Source organism: Methylobacterium brachiatum, assembly GCF_900113845.1.
In the GTDB taxonomy this organism is placed as follows: Bacteria; Pseudomonadota; Alphaproteobacteria; order Rhizobiales; family Beijerinckiaceae; genus Methylobacterium; species Methylobacterium brachiatum.
On record NZ_FOQW01000004.1, the window covers coordinates 1 to 16,864 of the forward strand.

The following is a 16,864-nucleotide window of genomic DNA, read 5'->3' on the forward strand; positions in this document are numbered from 1 at the left end:
CCGATCACCCGCGCCAGGGCCTCGGCCAGCTCGCGGATGGTGCAATCCGCGCCGGTGCCGACATTGATGTGCGACAGGTCCGGCCGGGTGTTGGCCGCGTAGACCGCGTCGTCCAGCTCCATCACGAACACGCTGGCGCGGGCCATGTCGTCGACATGCAGGAACTCGCGCATCGCCCGACCCGTGCCCCAGACCGTGACGGAGGGGCGGCCCTCCTGCCTCGCCTCGTGCAGGCGCCGCATCAGCGCCGGCAGGACATGGGCGTTCTGCGGGTGGAAGTTGTCGTTGGGCCCGTACAGGTTGGTCGGCATCACGCTGCGGTAGCGCCGCCCGTATTGCCGGTTGTAGCTCTCGCACATCTTGATTCCGGCGATCTTGGCGATCGCGTAGGGCTCGTTAGTCGGCTCCAGCAGCCCGGTCAGCAGCGCATCCTCGCGCATCGGCTGCTCCGCGTGCTTCGGGTAGATGCAGGAGGAACCCAGGAACAGCAGCCTGTCGACGTCGCTCGTGTGTGCGGCGTGGATGAGGTTCGACTGGATCAGCAGGTTCTCGTGGATGAACTCGGCCGGGTAGGTGTTGTTGGCGTGGATGCCGCCGACCTTGGCGGCGGCGAGGTAGACTTGGTCGATGCGGTGCCTGGCGAAGAAGGCCCGGACCGCGGCCTGATCGAGCAGGTCCAACGCCTGCCGGTCCGCCGTGAGGATCCGCTCGTAGCCCAGCTCGCGCAGCCGGCGCACGATCGCCGAGCCCACCATCCCACGATGGCCCGCCACAAAGATGGTCGGTTCACGATCGGCGTTCATTCAGGTCTGTCCCGTGATTGGGGTGGTGCATACATCCGTCGGACACATAAGGAAATGTCGCGCTTCCTCATGTCTGGACGCGAGACCTCGGTGGCGTTGGGAATTGCCTTCAGGGCTGTTGGCAGCGCATTCGCGGCCCGCCGCTGGGTAATGGGGATGGTGCGTTAGGTTTTGGCGTAAGCCACTCGTGCGGCAAGTCCGGTAGGCGGCCCTTCAGGGTTACGCCGACAGCGGCCGTTGTCGGCGACATTGAAGCCGGAGAGTAGCGTCTCAAGATGCCGGCGGCGGTAGAGCGTGATGCCCAGCACTCCCCGCGACACCCAGCTGTTGAAGCGCTCGACGATGTGGTCGATCTTCGACATCTTGAGGGGCGTCTTGCGATGCTGCACGCGGCGCCGATTGCAGGCGGTCTCAAAGGCATGGGCTGTGAGTGGAAGCTGCTGTCAGTCAGCGCGTGGGTGACATGGAACTGAAAGGATAGGGTAGTCAACAAGCGAGTCCTCGAGGAAGGCCACCGCCGAGATTGTTGGTTGTTGGTCATGCCGTCCCTCACGGCGAGCTTTAGTTGGCGGGAGGCGCGATTCATGGTCACGCGCAGATAGCATGGGTGCATGACGCGATCGCGATCCTGCCGCTTGGCAGGTGCTCGACGCCCATGTGCACGAAGTCGATTTCTGAGGTCTTGAAGCTGCTGTGCGGCTTCCGTGGCCACTCGGCGGGCGGGTGGGCGGGGGCGTTAGAGGCCTTCAGCCTTGAGAATGTGATAGGCTGCGGCGCGCTTCAGACGCGGCAGGCAATGAAGGTACGATCGTCGCTCGGAAAGCCAGTAATGTGGCGGGGCGCGTACACAATGGCGCGCTTTTCATCGCTCGCTTTCACTTGCGTCATTCGTGGATGGTCTCGGTGGAAACGCCGCAGCGATCGGTCAGCAAGTCGGAGTTCTCGTGCGAGTGTGCGATATCAGCGCGAACAAGCGGGGTGGGGGGAGCCTGGGAGATCGCAAGTATCAATGGGTTCTGTGGCTACAAGATACGAGCACGGCAGCCGTCAAAGGACGAAGCATACGTCGCGGTTACCCAAGGCACCTGATCCCGACAAATTTCTCCTGACAAATAACTGAGGTAGCTCCTCTTGTCATCAGTGCGAGTTGGACACGCGCTCGATGCCGCTCAGCACTTGGGCTGTGCTAACACTGTAATTGGCGTGGAATGGGTGCGTCGCCGCTCCACGCTGCGTCTGTCCCCTTATGAACAGCACGCGGGCACCACTGGCGCCGATCATGCTGGCGTATCCTCGGAAATTGAAGGATCGGTTTTCATGGATGAGGGCAATAACTTTTGCGTTGTGGTTGGAGAAGATACAGTTTGTCATGGCTGAGCTGGCTGAGCCGACAATGATGTCTGCGCTGTGATACAGTGCGGCCTGTTCCAGAAAAGACATCGTTTCCGGATAAACGACCTCGAAATCTTTCTTTCTCAACGCATCGATGATCTCGGCCTCGTTGAGGAGTTGGCGCTGAACAAACCCCCGGCGTGAGAGGACGATCTTGCGCCCCGTGCGCCGGAGATCCGTTCCGCGCGCCGCGAGCCGCTCCAGCACCGTGCGCCGCATAGCGCCGAGGACGTCCGCCGGCCAGATCGCGTCGTAGACCGGAACGCCGGGTCGCGAGTCGAACGGGAAAAAAGTCGGCACCGGAGCGACACCGAGCTCGCGGAATCGGGTCGCCTGCGCCGGCAGTGCCACGATCGGTCGCTCGCGCTCGTCAAGCAGCTCCACGATCTGCCGATGCGTTTCCGGCATGTGGTCGTCGATGCAAATCGGGATACCCGATGGGCAGGCCGGGTCGTTGAACCACAGCATCCGCGGCACGAATTCGAGGAGCCAGTGGCCATAATTCTTGCTTTGGAGCCCGAACATCATCAGCCCGGCATCCAGGGTCTGCGTCTCTGCCGGCTCCTCAACCAAGGCGCGTTTTGCCCCGTAGACCGCCGTCATGATCTGGTCGGGGTTCACCCCGTCCTTGATGTCGGCGACGCCACTGAGCGGGTGTGCTGCGAGGTCGTAGATCAGGCGATCGCCCTGGATCACGAGGTTGCTGCGCGGGAAGGTCAGGCAATCCTTGAACCGGGCGACGTATTGCGGCGGCGCGTCCAGGGTGCCGCATGTCGAGGTCAGCGCCACCTGGCCTTCAAGGAAATTGATCTCCGGCTCGGCGATCCGACGCGGGCCGAGCAACTCGTGGTATTCCCCCTCGCCTTCCGCGGCGGCTTCGCGGGCGGAGACGATGTCATAGATCCGCAGTGGTCCGAGCCCGAGGACGTGGCGGGTCCGCTCATGGAGGGCCTGCGCCTCCTCGTGCCGGCCCTCCTCGGCGAGCGCGTTCATCTGCAGAATGCGCAGGTTGCGGATCTTGCGCTCGAGCGTATCGCCGTCGATCGTCAGGGCCTGCCCGCCCAGCTGGTCCCGGGCGATCCGGGCGAGCAGGTAGCTGCGCACCGCGCCCTCGGCCTCGCCGGCGAGCTCGTAATCCCAGGCGATGTGGATCAGCGATGGGTCGTTCGGCCCGCGGTCGCCGGCTGCGGCCTTGGCTTGTCGCAGCTCCTCCAGGAGGCCGTCCACGGCGTCGAACGCCTGGCGCCGACACAGGTCGACGATGCGCGTCCGGATGGCGGCGAGATGGTAGTGGGCGGTGCGGGATCGCGAGGTCCGGGCCGCCAGGGCGTAGGCGCGGGCGGCGAGGTCGAGGCTGTCCTCGCCCTGGAACCGGAAGCCCAGGGTGGCGAGGTGCTGCGCGGCGGTCTCGGCCCGGTCATCCGCCACGGTGGCGAGGGCGCCCTCGATCGCGTCGAGCGCGGCCGTGCCGTTCGACCGATGGGCCTGCGTCAGGATGCGTCGAAAGTCCGCCTGCATCGTCCTCGACCGTTCCCTCTCACGCGCCTAGCGAGCCGCCAGCGCCCGCCCCGCGCAGCCGCAGACCTCCGCGATCTGCTCCCGGGTGATCGCCGGGAAGAACGGCAGCCCGATGGCGCCGGCGGCGACGCTCTCGGTCCGCGCAAGGCCGTCGTGCCGGCATGTGGCGAAGGCGGGATGGGTCTGGCAGCCGGTGCCGTACCAGCGCCGCCACTGGATCCCGGCGGCGTCGAACCCGTCCGTGACCGCCTTGGCGGCGGCGGGCTCGAACAGCGCGTTGACCGTCATGGTCAGCCAGTCCGCGCCGAAGCCGGGCTGCATGCGCACGCCGATCCGGTCGAAGCCCTCGACATAGGCCAAGGACACATCCCGCAACTGCCGGATGCGCGCCTCCAGGCCGTCGAACACCGCCAGGCCGACGGCGGCGGCGTATTCGGAGATCCGGTAATTGCCGCCGCGCACCTCCGAGACCCGGCTGGCCGTCGTGAAGCCGAACCCGGTCATGGCGGTGGTCTGCTCGATCAGTTTGGTATCGGTGGTGAGGATCGCGCCGCCCTCCCCGATCCCGAGCGCCTTGGTGGCGTGCAGGCTGACGCAGATCGGCTGCGCCCCGACCCGGCGCAGGTTGAGCGTGGCGGCGGCGGCGTCGAACACCACCGGGATCCCATGCGCCGCCTCGAATGCCTCCCAGGCGGGGATGTCGATCGGCGCCCCGAACGGGCTGACCACCACGACGGCCGCGACGTCGCCCTCCGCCATCGCGAGCGCCCGCTCGGCGATGGCCGGCGTCAGCGACAGGGTCTCGGGATCCACGTCGGCGAAGAACGGCTCCAGGCCGACATTCACCGCCGCGTGCGCCGTGGCCACGAAGGTGTAGGCGGGCATCAGGCAGAGCCGGCCGGTGCGCCCCGCGATCCGGTAGCGCAGGGCGAGCTCGATGGCACCCGTGCCGTTGCCGGTGATCGTGGCGGCGACCGGCGCGCCGCCGGCACGCTCCGAGACGAAGGCACAGAGCTTGGCCGTGAATTCCCGGGAGAGCGGCCCGTAATTGCTGTAGGTGTGCGTCTGATCGATCCGGCGGAGATACGGGACGATCGCGTCCGTCTCCGGCAGGCTGGGAATGAGCACGGGGATCATCGTCGAGACACGTCCTGACTGTCGGCCGCCACCATCCTCATATGCAAGCCCGGTGACGGCGCCCGCTATACATGGCCGGGCGCGGCCGCGGAAGGCGCCGGCTTGGGCGTGACCTGCCGCCGACCCGTCAGGCGCGCGGCCGGGGCCGAGCCGGTAGCGGGCGCGCGGGATTTCCGAACACCGTCTGGCCCGGCGCCACGTTCCGGATCACCACGGCACCGGCCCCGACCAGGGCGTGCGCGCCGATCCGGATCTTCGGGATCACGCAGGCGCCTGTTCCGAGGAACGCCCCCTCCCCGACGCCGACATGGCCGGCCAGGTGGACACCGGGGCTCAGCGTCGCGAAATCCTCCAGCACGTTGTCATGGGCGATCGTGCAGCCCGGATTGACCAGCACGTGCTCGCCGAGCCTTGCATCGGCGGTGATGGTGGAGTGGCCGAGGATCACAGCACCCGCGCCGACGCGGCTGCTCGCGCCGATCAGAACCCCGGGATCGATGATCGAGCCGAACTGCGCGCCGATCTCGGCTTGCAGGTGCGCGACGGCCCGGGCCCGGGGCCCGGGCTCGCCGAGGGCGACGACGAAGCGCAGGCTGTCGTCCCCCGCGAAGGTGCGGACGTCGCGGACCACCGGCCTGCCGCGGAACGTCTCCGGCGCGTCGATGCCGGGATCGACGATGCTCGCCTGCAAATCCACCGGGGAACCGTGCGCGTTCAAACGCGCCACCACGTCCACGATCTCCCGCGCGAGGGCGCCCGCGCCGTACAGGACGAGACGGAGCGTCATCGCACCCGTATCCGCGGCTGCCTCCGGGCTCGGCTCGGCCCTGGTGGCCTATCGCTCGGGTGATCGTCCATGCGCGGGATTCCCTGCCTGTCCCGCGCCCTGCCCTACACGAGTCCCGTCAGGCCCTCCAGGCTCGACGACGAGGCGGAGGTCGCCTTTTCAGTCCGACCTCGTTGCCGGACCCAGGCGGTTCGGGTGCCTCGTCAGGGCGCATCTGTTCCAGTACACCGCCCGCGACGGTGGGCTGCCCGATCGGCGAGCGTGTGCAAGGCGCGGAACAGATTATGAGGCCGACGGAGACCTTCATCGACCAGATCCGGACGGTCACCCGCGACAACGCCTCCGAGGCGGTCGAGCGGCTTCGCGCACTCATCGGCACTCAGGATCGTACCGGTGCACGGTTCGTCGCGATGCAGCGGCACCTGGAGGCACTCGCGTTCCGGCTCGAGGGCGATGATTGCCTCGGCGCCGCCGCCGACATCTACGATCTGATCGCCACTCTGGCGACGGATGGCCGGGAGCGTTGGACGAGAGTTGCCGCGACCACGCGCTTACGTGACCTGTGCGGACGCGGCCGCTTCGACGAGGCCAGCACCTATGTCGCTCGCCTTCGTACCGAAAGCGAGGCGTCCGCGCTGATCCAGGACGGTATCGCGATCTTGCTTCGGCTCGGTTGGGAGCAGGAGTGCCGGAACGAGCCCGGGCCGTGCCTGCAATGCTACCGCCTCGCCTATGAGCTGAATGGCGGCGACGCGGGCGTCACCACCGAGGACGGCGACCGGCTCAGCACCAAGGTCAAGAACCTGCGCCGCCTGAGGCTCGATGCCCTATTGGAGGCTGGGCGCTTCGATGAGGCGATCACCCTTCACGCATTGACGCGCCACGTCACTGGCTCCGGCCCCCTGGCCGCCTACGATCTGGTCTCCGTGAAGGCTCTCGCGGCGGCCGGCTGCGCCCAATATACGGAAATCGTGCCCGCGCGCCGTATCGCGGCACCCGAACTGCGCTTCTGGGAGCCGCCGCCAGCCCTCCGCTCCGAAGCGGGCGGCCTCGACATGCCGGCCCAGTATCTCGCCTTCCTCGAAGGGGGCCGGGCATTCCCGCGCAGCAACGTGGTCATCGCCGGCGACAAGCTCATCTACGATCTGGCGGCGCATCCGCGCCGTCGGGACATCCTACTGCAGGATGGTCTCAACCCGGATCAGATCATGACGGCCGCATTCGGCGCAACGCGCGCGCTCGTGGAGGTGCCCGAGGACGCGCAAACGGTCGATTCTGGGCTGATGATGTTCGGGTTCCAGAGCCGGAACTACGGCCACTGGCTCCTCGAGTTCGCGCCGCGGATGCTCTGCTATAACGACCCACGCTGCCCCGACTGGATTCCGCTCTGCATCGACGACCACATGCCGGACTCGCACGAGGAGATCCTGAACCTGCTCGATACGCGCGACCGGCCGGTGATCAAGCTGCCGCCCAAGCCGGTCGAGTTCCGGCTTCTGGGCATGGCGCCGGTCCCAGCCTTCTTCCCGTTCGATATGAAGCCCGGCCGCCCATTCTACGACACGGTCTGGCCAGCCGACATCTTCGCGGCTGTACGCCAGCAAATCCTCGATCGCGCCCGTGAGCGGGGGATCCTGTCGGATCGGACCGACCGGCGCCTGTTCATCTCGCGCCAGGCGTTCTCTCAACGCGCATTGGTCAATGAGGCGGAGATCGCCGAGCAGCTGCGTCCCCTCGGCTTTGAGGTGATCTATCCAGAAAAGCTATCGTTCATCGAACAGGTGGCAATTTTCAACTCTGCTGCGCTGATTGTAGGGTCATCCAGCTCAGCTCTTTGCAATGCACTATTTTGCGGGCCTGGATGTCGGATCTTGGGTCTAATCCACGAAGAGCTTTCCTTCAACTTCCGGGGCTACACCAGCTGCATCGAGCCAGGGGGCGCGCGGATCATGTTCCTGCGCGGCCGTACCCTCCACCGCCCTGGCGTGCACGCCTTCCACGTGAATTACACCGTCGATCCGCGGAAGGTCGTTGCGGCCGTTGCTGCCCTGGAAAACGAGATCGCATCCGGTAAGGCCGCCGGCTTTACCATCTCGGACGTGGGCGGTGGCCCAATCCGGGTGCCGGATGACAGTGTCTCCTGGTTCCGAAATTCGTCGTCAGCCAGCAGGGCCGAGTCTGCGCGCGTGGACCCTGAGCGCCTCATGCGCGTCACAACCCTGGCAGCCGGTCCGCACAGTGCGCCGGACCAGGGCCTGAGAGGCCTGGAAGGGACGGCCTACCTCGCCGGCGAGTCCCATCCCCTTGAGCCCGCCTGCGCCTCACCCAGCATCGCCGCCTTCGTCCGGACCTGGAGCGATGGCCTGCCGCAGGATGCGCGGGACCATTTGATCCTCCCGCTGCTCCCACGCCTCGTCGGAACACATGTCTCGGCGGTTCTGGAGCGCCGGCGCATCGCGATGGTCGCCGATTGGCTCGTGCGCACCCACGTCCCGGCCTGGTTCCGTCTGGCCAAGCTGAATGTCGAGGCGGACGAGCTCGCCGACCGGGCCGAGCTCACGGATATCACCGATCTCGCCTCCCTGTGCGATCACCTCAAGCGCGCGCGCAAGCGGGCGGCGGTCGCCAACCTCACCCTGCGGCAGACCGGTTCCGCGGTTCGGGCCGCGGCCTGGGATGCCACCCAGCAGGCCGCCTGGATCACCGTCCGGGACGCCTTGGAAGAGGCCGGGCCGCCGATCCTCGCCGCCGGCTGGGATGCGGCCTATGCGGCCGCCTACGCGGCGGCCCGGGCCTACGGCAAGGCGCCGCTGGAGCCGACGCGCCGCACGCTTCAGCACGCCGCCCTCGCCCTGGTGGAGCGCATGATCGAGGTGCGAGACTCGTCCGAGGCCGGCGCGCCGGCAGCCCCGGCGCACCATGGCGCCGAACTCCGACCATGAGTGGCGGCCAAGGACATGACGGGCCACCGGTCGATCCGGCCGGAATCGGCCAATCTGTATCTGCCCTCGCGGGGACCCGCTGCCTCGTACTCGGCGGTGCCGGCTTCCTTGGGCTGAACCTGTGCAACCGCCTCGCTCAGGCCGGCGCAGAGGTCACCTGCTTCAGCCGCAGCCATCCGCAAGCCGAGGACCTTGACCGGCGCGTCGTCCGGGTGACCGGACAGTTCTCCGACCGGCTCGCCATCGCCAATGCGGTCGAGCGGCAGGACTTCGTGTTCCACCTCATCGCCGGATCGATCCCCGAGAGCTCGAACCGGGACCCATCCGCGGAACTGGCCGCCGCGCCGATCGCGACCCTGCACCTCCTCGAGATCTGCCGCTCGGCCCGGATCAAGAAGGTCGTGTTCGCGTCCTCGGGCGGCGCGATCTACGGGATCCCGCGCGCCACCCCGATCCCGGAACAGGCGCCCACCGACCCGATCTCGGCCTACGGCATCAGCAAGCTGATGATCGAGAAGTCGCTCCACCTGTACCGGCATCTCCACGGGATCGACTATCAGATCCTCCGGATCGCCAACCCGTACGGCCGGTTCCAGCTCGGCAACAAGCACCAGGGCCTGATCGGAAGCTACATCCACCGCGTGCTCGCGGACCTGCCGCTCGAAGTCTGGGGCACCGGGGACGTGGTGCGCGACTTCCTGCACGTCGATGATGTGAGCGACGCGTTCCTGGCCGCCGTCGGTTATGACGGGCCCCACAAGGTGATGAATGTCGGCAGCGGCGCGGGCCTAAGCGTCAATCAGATCATCGCTGAATTGGAGGCTGCCTTCGGGCGCGAGCGCCTGCCCTGCCTTTACAAGCCGAGCCGCGCCGCCGACGTGCCGGCCAACGTCCTCGACACTGCGCTGATTCGGTCCGAACTCGGCTGGCAACCCCAGGTGGCCTTGCGCGCGGGCCTCACCAGCACGATTGAATGGATGCGCGTCCATTTGGCGGCTTCGCACAGGAGCGGCGCGCCGTAGCCGCTGCGGCCCGAAGAAGTTTGGAACGCTATCGTGCCTGGTCGCACGACGGATCGGCGTCCGGCCCGATATTTCGCGCTTCGCCCCGGAGCGGCCATGTTTCTCGCCGACAGGGCAGCCCTCCGATCCGCGAGGAGACCGCATGTCCTTCCTGCACGATCTGCCCATTGCCGACCTGATCGCGAATTACGGCTACATCGCCATCTTCGTCATCATCACCCTGGAGAGCGCCGGCCTGCCGCTCCCGGGCGAGACGGTCCTGCTGACCTCGGCGGCCTATGCCGGCAGCACCGGCAACCTGAGCATCGCCCTCGTGGTGGCGATCGCCGCGACCGCCGCGATCCTCGGCGACAATGCCGGCTACTGGGTCGGACGGCGCTGGGGCCTGCCCCTGCTGCTGCGCAAGGGCCACCTGATCGGCCTCGACCACGGCCGGCTCAAGCTCGGCCAGTACCTGTTCCGCCGGCACGGCGGGAAGATCGTGTTCTTCGGCCGCTTCACCGCGATGCTGCGCGCCTATGCGGCGGTGCTGGCCGGCGTGAACAAGCTCGATGCGCGCCGCTTCATGGTCTTCAACGCGGTGGGCGGCGTCGCCTGGGCCTCGATCATGGGCTTCGGCGCGTATCTCTGCGGCCGCTCCATCGAGAACGTCATGGGTCCCGTGGGCCTCGCGCTCCTGGCCTTCGTGCTGTTCGGCGCCGTCGCCCTGTGGATGTTCATGCGCCGCCATGAGGCGCGCCTGATGGTCGACGCCGAGGCCGCGATCCCCGGCCCGCTGGTCGAGAGTTCGGCCGCGCCGCGTGCCGTCGCGGGGTAGGCAGGGCCGCATCACTATGCAAGAAGCCACGCCGCGCGAGGGCTCGGCGTGCGACGACGGCTCCGCCCGGGCGCGCCGAGGGAGACGGCATGCATCCGGACTTGGCTGGATTGTTTGACTCGGGCTACGTCGCCCGGCGCTACGGCGGTGCCAACGGCGTCGACTCGGCGGATGCATACGCGTCTCAGGGCTGGCTGTCCGACCTCGACCCGAATGCCCTGTTCGACGCAGCTTATTATCGGGCACAAGTCCCGCAATCGGATCTCTTCGGCCTTAGCCCGGCCGAGCACTACCTCCAGTACGGTGCTGCCTCGGGCTTCGACCCCTCCCCGCTGTTCAGCACGCGTACCTACCTGACGCTGTACCCCGACGTCGCCGAAGCCGGGGTAAACCCCCTCGGTCACTATCTCCATTATGGTGTCGCCGAGGGGCGGCTGCCCAACCTGTTGGAGGGGCACGCACTCGCCGAGGCCGCCGACGCGGTGCTGGCACGCGATCCGGAGAATCCCTACGCGCGGGTCCAGGCGGCTGCGGAGCGGCTTCATGCCAACGCGCCCGACGAAGCCTTGGAACGCCTGGGAGGCGGTCCGGTCGCCGGACTCCAGGCCCTGCTCGTGCACGTCGGGGCTCTGCTGGCGTCGGGGCGGCGCGATGCTGCGATCGAGGCTGCCCGCGCCGCCGCGGATCTGGAAGGCGCCGGATTGGTCGCCCGCTGCGGCATCGCCGCCTATCACGCTGAGACCCTGGGCCGGCTCGGAACTGCCGCTGCCGCCTACGAGATCGCCCTCGCGGTCGGGTGCGAGGACCCGGCCCTGTTCCGATTCCGCCTGGCGGTGATCTTCCGGGTGTGGGGGCGGCTCGTCGGGTCCGAGGAGCAGGCGCGCCTCGCTCTCGAACTCGGCGACACCAGCCCGCACACCAAGGTCCTCCACGACCTGCTCAAGCGCGACCGGCTGCAGGCAGAACGGCTCTATGCCGAGAGCAGCGCCGTGCCGGATTTCGCTCCTGAGGCCTGGCAGGGGGCCAATCAGGCCCGGGCCGCCTATCCGCAGGTTACGGGGCTAGCTCGCGCAGCGTCGGCCCGCAGGCGGGGGACGGGGCTGATGCTCTTGGATTCGAGCTTCCCGTCCCGGTTCTCGGCGTTCCGCTACGGCGAACTGTTGACCTACCTGTACGCCATTCCAGACAGCCGGGCGGCCTCGTCGCTGCGGGATATCGACCGCTACCGGCCGGACCGGACTTTCCTGGACGAACTACGTGAGTTCGAGACGGAGCATCCAACCCTGGCAGGCCGCGTCGGTGCACTGAACACCGCCCGCGATCTCAGCGCCAAGGTCCTGCATACGACGTTCCTGCACAGCGCCGCCGTCCTGCTGGCCTCGAACCCGGACCTGCAGGCTGAGCGGTTCGTGTTCACCCTTTATCCAGGGGGCAGTTTCGCTCCGAACGATCCGGTCTCGGACGCGAAGCTCAGGCGCGTACTCGGGGACCGCCGATTTGCCAAGGTCGTGACCACCCACACCCTGCAGTACCGCTACCTGCTCGATCGCGGCTGGTGCGATCCCGACCGGATCGCCTTCATCTTCGGTGCTGTCTCGCCCGATTGTTGGGACGTAGCGGGCAGCGCCCGTTGCTCGCGGCTCGGGCGCCCGCTCGACGACACGATCCGGATCTGCTTCGTCGCCCAGCGCTACACCGAACGCGGTGTTGAGAAGGGTTGCGACGTGTTCACCGAACTCGTTCGCCGCCACGCCGACGATCCGCGCTTCGAGTGGCACTATGTCGGTGATTGGACACCGGAGCTGCTCGGCCTCACGCGAGTGGAGCGGGTGCGCTTCCACGGCGTGCAGCCGGCCTCGTTCTTCTCAGATTTCTACCGCGGCATGGACATCGTCATCTCGCCGAACCTGTCCCAGATGGAGAGCGAGGGCGGCCGCGGATCCTTCGACGGGTTCCCGACCACCTCCTGCGTCGAGGCCGGCCTTCGCGGGGTGGCGATGTTCCTTTCCGATTCCCTCGAACTCAACCGCCGGCTCGACGGTGCCCCCGCTCTGGTGCCCGGCGAGGAATTCGAGCTGATCACCCGCGACGTCGACGGGATCGCCGCCAAGATCGCATTCTACGCGGAGGATCGCGAGGCGCTCCGGCGGCTGAGCGAGCGCGGCCGGCTCGCGATCCTACGGGAATACAGCTTCGAGCGGCAGATGCGGCCGCGTCTTGCCCTGCTGCGAGCGCAACTCGATGCTGACTGAAGTCATGCCGCAAGGCCGCCGTGGATAGGATGCGAACACCGATGCTGCGGTTCGTATCCAAGTCCGCGCCCGCCCGTTTCTTGCGGCGCGCGGCTCGGCCGTCGCCTGGCCGGCGGATCTCCGTCGTGATCCCGTCCTACAACCACGCGCCTTACGTGGCGCAGGCGATCGGCTCGGTGTTGGACCAAGACCGCGCCGTCGACGAACTCATCATCGTCGACGATGCCTCGACCGACGATTCGCGGGCGGTCATCGGCCGGACCATCGACGGCTATGCCGGGCCGGTCCGGATTCGGTGCGAGATGCTCGACCGCAATAGCGGGGCCCATGCCGCGATCGCGCTCGGCCTGTCGCGGGCGAGTGGCGACGTGCTCAGTATCCTGAACTCGGACGATGCCTACGCGCCCGATCGGTTCCGGGTGATCCTCGATGCGCTACCCAGGGCGGGCGATTTCGTCGCCTTCACGGGAGTCGATTTCTTCGACGGCGACGGTGCGCGGCTCGGCGACGAGGATCCCGTTCGCGCCTGGTACCGGGACGTGCTGGCTCAGGCCGGCGCCTGCCCGACCGTGGGCTTCGCGCTCCTCCGGCACAACATCGCGGTGACGAGCGGCAACCTCGTCTTCTCGCGTGGGCTCTACGAGAGGGTTGGGCCTTTCGCGGCCTACCGCATGTGCCACGACTGGGACTTCCTCATCCGCTGCATGGTCCATGTCGAACCGATCTTCGTACCGGGCGCGCATCTCCGTTACCGGACCCATCCGACGAACACCCTCAAATCGACCGGCAACCTGATGCATGGCGAGGGATCAGCGGCCTTGAAGACCTATCTGGCCCTGATTGCCCGAGGGAACACGACAAACAGGCTGGCGCCTACGCCGGAGAACTGGCCGGTCTATTTTCGGTTTTTCACCGAGACCTACGCGCCCTGGTTCACCGGGCAGCCGATCGACACGGTGGCCCGGCAGCTGTTTTCCGCGCCGGAGACGCCGCCGTCCTGGCTATCGGCGCCCCCGGACTCGGTGGAATCCGGCGGCTACCTCACGCAAGCCTCGGCGAAGCAGGATGCGCTGGCGTTGCGCAGGGTGGTGTCCCTGCTGATGCCGCAATGAGCGCAAGTCGGATCGTCCGGGTTGACCGGTCCCTGGGCCGATCGTATCACCCCGCCTCACGCGGCGGACGCGTCGATCGCGCCTTATCCGGCCGATCCCGCCGCATGGTCCCGCGCCCGGATCGCAGGACGTCGAGACTGAGACGGAGCCGACCTTGAGCGAGGACGTGGACGCGCTGCGGGCCGAGCTCGCCGAGACGCAGGCGAGGCTCAAGGAAGCGCAGGGCGAGATGGCCCGGCTGGTGCGCCTGGCCGAGGCCGACCTCCAGCGCCGGCGGCCCGGCGAGCAGTCGAGCGTCGTCGCCTCCTCGGTGCGCCGGCCCCCCGCCAAGGAGGTCGCGGCCCGGATCGCCAAGTTCGTGCATCTCTACCGGGAGGCCGCCGCGGCGAGCCCCGACCGGGCGCCGGTCGTCCCCGAGCAGACCATGCTCGACTGGCTCGAGACCTCCGGGCTGTTCGACCGAAATTTCTACCTGTCCTGCAACGACGACGTCGCGAATGCCGGCGCCGATCCGACGCGGCACTATTACAACCACGGCTCCGAGGAAGGACGCCTTCCCGGCACCCTCTAGAGCATCGTCCCGAAAGGTGGTTTCCGGCTTTCGGAGAAAGACGATGCGCTAGAGGGGCCGGTCGAAGGAAGCGGTCCCCAGGCGCGTTCGAGGAATTGGATCGATGCAGGACGGTGCAGGAGACGCCGCGCCGGGTGCGAACACGGCGACGCCCGCCCTGGAGCCGTGGCAGGACGATTTCTCGACGATCTATCGCAGCGGCCGGTTCGACCACATCTGGTACGCGACCCGCTATCCCGATGTCGGCCTGACCGACCTCTCGCCCCTCGAACATTACGTGAAGTACGGCGCCCGCCTCGGGCGGCAGCCGCGGGCGGACTTCACCGCCGAGCCGGACGAGACCTTCGACGGCAGCTTCGTCAACCCGTTCGCGGCCTGGATCCGCGCCCGCGCCGACTCCGAGCCCGCGCCGGCCTGGAACCGGCCGGTCGTGTCGGTCCTGTGCATCACCTACAACCAGGCCCGGTTCATCCGGCAGACCCTCGACAGCATCCTCGGGCAGGTCACGGATTTCCCGTTCGAGCTCCTGGTCGGCGACGACCGGTCGAGCGACGGGACCGCGGAGATCATCGCGGATTACGCCGCCCGCCATCCCAACCTCGTGGCGGTGCTGCGATCTGAGAATCTCGGCCCGAACAGGAATTTTTCCGATCTTACGGCCCGCGCCCGCGGCGAATACGTCGCGATCTGCGAGGGCGACGATTACTGGACCGATTCGAGCAAGCTCCAGCGCCAGGTCGATTTTCTACGGGCGAATCCGGAATTCACCCTCTGCTTCCACCCGGTGCGGGTCCTCTACGAGGACATGCCGGGCGTCGAGGAGGTCTATCCGAAGCATTCGAGCCCGCAGCCCTCGCTGTCCGACCTCGTCGCGCACAACTTCGTCCAGACCAACAGCGTGCTCTATCGCTGGCGCTACCACGGCGAGGAGCCGTTCCGGCTCGACGAGGGGATCGCCCCGGGGGACTGGTACGTCCACCTGATGCATGCCGAGGTCGGACGCATCGGCTTCCTGCCCCAGGTCATGGCGGTCTACCGCAAGCACGCGGCCGGGATGTGGGCGACCTACGCCACCGAGCTCGCCCGGCACAAGAAGCTCGGCAATTCCGAGATCGCGTTCTTCCGGACGCTGCGCGGCCATTTCGGCGGGCGCTACGCCGCCGGCTACGAGGCCTCGCAGAAGGCGATCTTCCGGCGCCTGGCCGAGGCCTATCTCGACGAGGAGGACGTCCCGAGCCTCGGCGCGCTGATCGATGCCAATCCCGACATCGCCCGGGCGGCCCTGCACGATATGGGCCTCGACGCCCCGGAGGATCTCTCCGGCGAGCCGGCGGCGCTGCGCGCCTGGCTCGAGGAGCAGCTGACGGTCAGCGTCATTGTCACCGCCTACAACCACGCCGGCTATATCCGCCGCTGCCTCGACGGGGTGCTGAGCCAGCGCGGCCTGTTCAAGCTGCAGGTGGTGATCGGCGACGACCGCTCCACCGACGGAACGCCCGAGATCGTCGAATCCTACCGGGCGCGCGATCCGGAGCGGATCACCGTCCGGCCCCGGGAACGCAACCTCGGCATGCTGCGCAACATGCAGGATTGCATCGGCGCCTGCACGGGCCGCTACATCGCCTTCTGCGAGGCCGACGATTACTGGCTCTCCGACCGCAAGATCGCGATGCAGATGCGCATGCTGCGCAACGACCGCGCCCTCGACATGTGCTTCAACTGGGTGCTGCTGCACTACCCGGCGACCGGCTCCTTCGTGCCGCACGACGAGCAGGGCCGCTACCCCACCGGCACGATCAGCTTCCCGGTGCTGGCCAATGCGCCGCTCACCGCCAATTTCTCCTGCTGCTTCTACCGTGCCGAGGCCCTGCGCCGGGTGCCGGAGGCGTATTACGAGAACGCGGCGGCGGCCGACTGGCTGATGAACCTCTACGTCGCCGACAAGGGCCGCATCGCGTTCCTGCGCGAGCTGCTCTCGGTCTACACGATCCAGGACAAGGGCCAGTGGTCGGGCCTGCCCGAGGACATCAAGAACGCCCGGGTCGCCCAGTACCAGAAGCAGTTCGCACAGATCTTCGGCGAGGGGCGCGGCTTCGAGAAATACGAGGTCGGCTGCACCATCGCCGAGCTCGACGGCGAATTGCCGGATTCCTTCGCCCGGGCCAACCTCGAATCGCCGCAGGACCGGGTCTGGGCCGAGATCCAGGACGGGCAGGTGGTGCTCGCCGGCTGGGTGGTCTCGGCGAGCCGGGCCAAGGCGACGCTCATCGCCGAGGTCGACGGCGAGGTCCAACGCCACCCGGTGGATGTCCACCGGCCCGACGTGATCGCGGCGGTGCTGGGCGACATGCCGACCACCATGGAGGAGGCCCGCTGCGGCTTCCGCCTCACCCTCCCCTACGCGCTCCACCTCGAAGTGCTGCTCTCGATCGAGGTCGAGCACGAGGTCGTGCCGTGGCTGTCGGTCATTTTTACCCATCGCGTGAAGCGAGCCGACCGACAGGGCTAAGA

General features: G+C 67.6%; 12 protein-coding genes. 7 read left to right on the forward strand and 5 right to left on the reverse strand.

What is annotated here, in order from left to right:
• From BMZ47_RS04350 to BMZ47_RS04365, 5 genes are all read right to left on the reverse strand, one after another.
• On the reverse strand, positions 1-803 hold an 803-nt coding region (locus BMZ47_RS04350; RefSeq protein WP_091859022.1), incomplete at its 3' end, for a GDP-L-fucose synthase family protein.
• A 164-nt stretch (positions 804-967) separates the two neighbouring features.
• Entirely contained in the window at positions 968-1,165 is a 198-nt protein-coding gene (locus tag BMZ47_RS27795) for a hypothetical protein (protein ID WP_139220928.1), read from the reverse strand.
• A 775-nt stretch (positions 1,166-1,940) separates the two neighbouring features.
• A complete protein-coding gene (locus tag BMZ47_RS04355) occupies positions 1,941-3,713 on the reverse strand; it encodes a glycosyltransferase family 61 protein (RefSeq protein WP_091859025.1) in 1,773 nt (590 codons plus the stop codon).
• Between the two features lie 27 nt (positions 3,714-3,740).
• Positions 3,741-4,850 carry a DegT/DnrJ/EryC1/StrS family aminotransferase gene (locus tag BMZ47_RS04360; protein WP_091859028.1) on the reverse strand — a complete coding sequence of 370 codons (1,110 nt, stop codon included), beginning with the start codon at positions 4,848-4,850 and terminating at the stop codon, positions 3,741-3,743.
• A 127-nt stretch (positions 4,851-4,977) separates the two neighbouring features.
• Positions 4,978-5,637, reverse strand: a complete 660-nt coding sequence (locus BMZ47_RS04365) for a NeuD/PglB/VioB family sugar acetyltransferase (protein WP_091859031.1) — start codon at positions 5,635-5,637, stop codon at positions 4,978-4,980.
• 284 nt (positions 5,638-5,921) lie between these two features.
• Between BMZ47_RS04365 and BMZ47_RS04370 the strand changes: the two genes are divergently transcribed.
• From BMZ47_RS04370 to BMZ47_RS04405, 7 genes are all read left to right on the forward strand, one after another.
• Entirely contained in the window at positions 5,922-8,579 is a 2,658-nt protein-coding gene (locus BMZ47_RS04370) for a glycosyltransferase family 61 protein (protein WP_244536731.1), read from the forward strand.
• On the forward strand, positions 8,576-9,601 hold the full coding sequence (locus BMZ47_RS04380; RefSeq protein WP_091859034.1) for an NAD-dependent epimerase/dehydratase family protein: 1,026 nt from the start codon (positions 8,576-8,578) through the stop codon (positions 9,599-9,601). Before BMZ47_RS04370 ends, BMZ47_RS04380 begins: the two co-directional genes overlap by 4 nt.
• Before the next feature lie 142 nt (positions 9,602-9,743).
• Entirely contained in the window at positions 9,744-10,418 is a 675-nt protein-coding gene (locus BMZ47_RS04385) for a DedA family protein (protein WP_091859037.1), read from the forward strand.
• Between the two features lie 101 nt (positions 10,419-10,519).
• A complete protein-coding gene (locus tag BMZ47_RS04390; protein WP_139220929.1) occupies positions 10,520-12,670 on the forward strand; it encodes a glycosyltransferase family 4 protein in 2,151 nt (716 codons plus the stop codon).
• 125 nt (positions 12,671-12,795) lie between these two features.
• On the forward strand, positions 12,796-13,782 hold the full coding sequence (locus BMZ47_RS04395; protein WP_167368993.1) for a glycosyltransferase family 2 protein: 987 nt from the start codon (positions 12,796-12,798) through the stop codon (positions 13,780-13,782).
• A 154-nt stretch (positions 13,783-13,936) separates the two neighbouring features.
• Complete coding sequence (locus BMZ47_RS04400) at positions 13,937-14,353, forward strand: hypothetical protein (protein WP_091859047.1); 417 nt, start codon at positions 13,937-13,939, stop codon at positions 14,351-14,353.
• A gap of 103 nt (positions 14,354-14,456) precedes the next feature.
• Positions 14,457-16,862, forward strand: a complete 2,406-nt coding sequence (locus BMZ47_RS04405; protein ID WP_091859050.1) for a glycosyltransferase family 2 protein — start codon at positions 14,457-14,459, stop codon at positions 16,860-16,862.
• Positions 16,863-16,864: the final 2 nt, after the last annotated feature.

Excerpts from the sequence above, each read along its gene's own strand:
- BMZ47_RS27795 (WP_139220928.1), bottom strand. The coding sequence starts at position 1,165 with ATGTCGAAGATCGACCACATCGTCGAGCGCTTCAACAGCTGGGTGTCG.
- BMZ47_RS04355 (WP_091859025.1), bottom strand. The coding sequence starts at position 3,713 with ATGCAGGCGGACTTTCGACGCATCCTGACGCAGGCCCATCGGTCGAAC.
- BMZ47_RS04360 (WP_091859028.1), bottom strand. The coding sequence starts at position 4,850 with ATGATCCCCGTGCTCATTCCCAGCCTGCCGGAGACGGACGCGATCGTC.
- BMZ47_RS04365 (WP_091859031.1), bottom strand. The coding sequence starts at position 5,637 with ATGACGCTCCGTCTCGTCCTGTACGGCGCGGGCGCCCTCGCGCGGGAG.
- BMZ47_RS04370 (WP_244536731.1), top strand. The coding sequence starts at position 5,922 with ATGAGGCCGACGGAGACCTTCATCGACCAGATCCGGACGGTCACCCGC.
- BMZ47_RS04380 (WP_091859034.1), top strand. The coding sequence starts at position 8,576 with ATGAGTGGCGGCCAAGGACATGACGGGCCACCGGTCGATCCGGCCGGA.
- BMZ47_RS04385 (WP_091859037.1), top strand. The coding sequence starts at position 9,744 with ATGTCCTTCCTGCACGATCTGCCCATTGCCGACCTGATCGCGAATTAC.
- BMZ47_RS04405 (WP_091859050.1), top strand. The coding sequence starts at position 14,457 with ATGCAGGACGGTGCAGGAGACGCCGCGCCGGGTGCGAACACGGCGACG.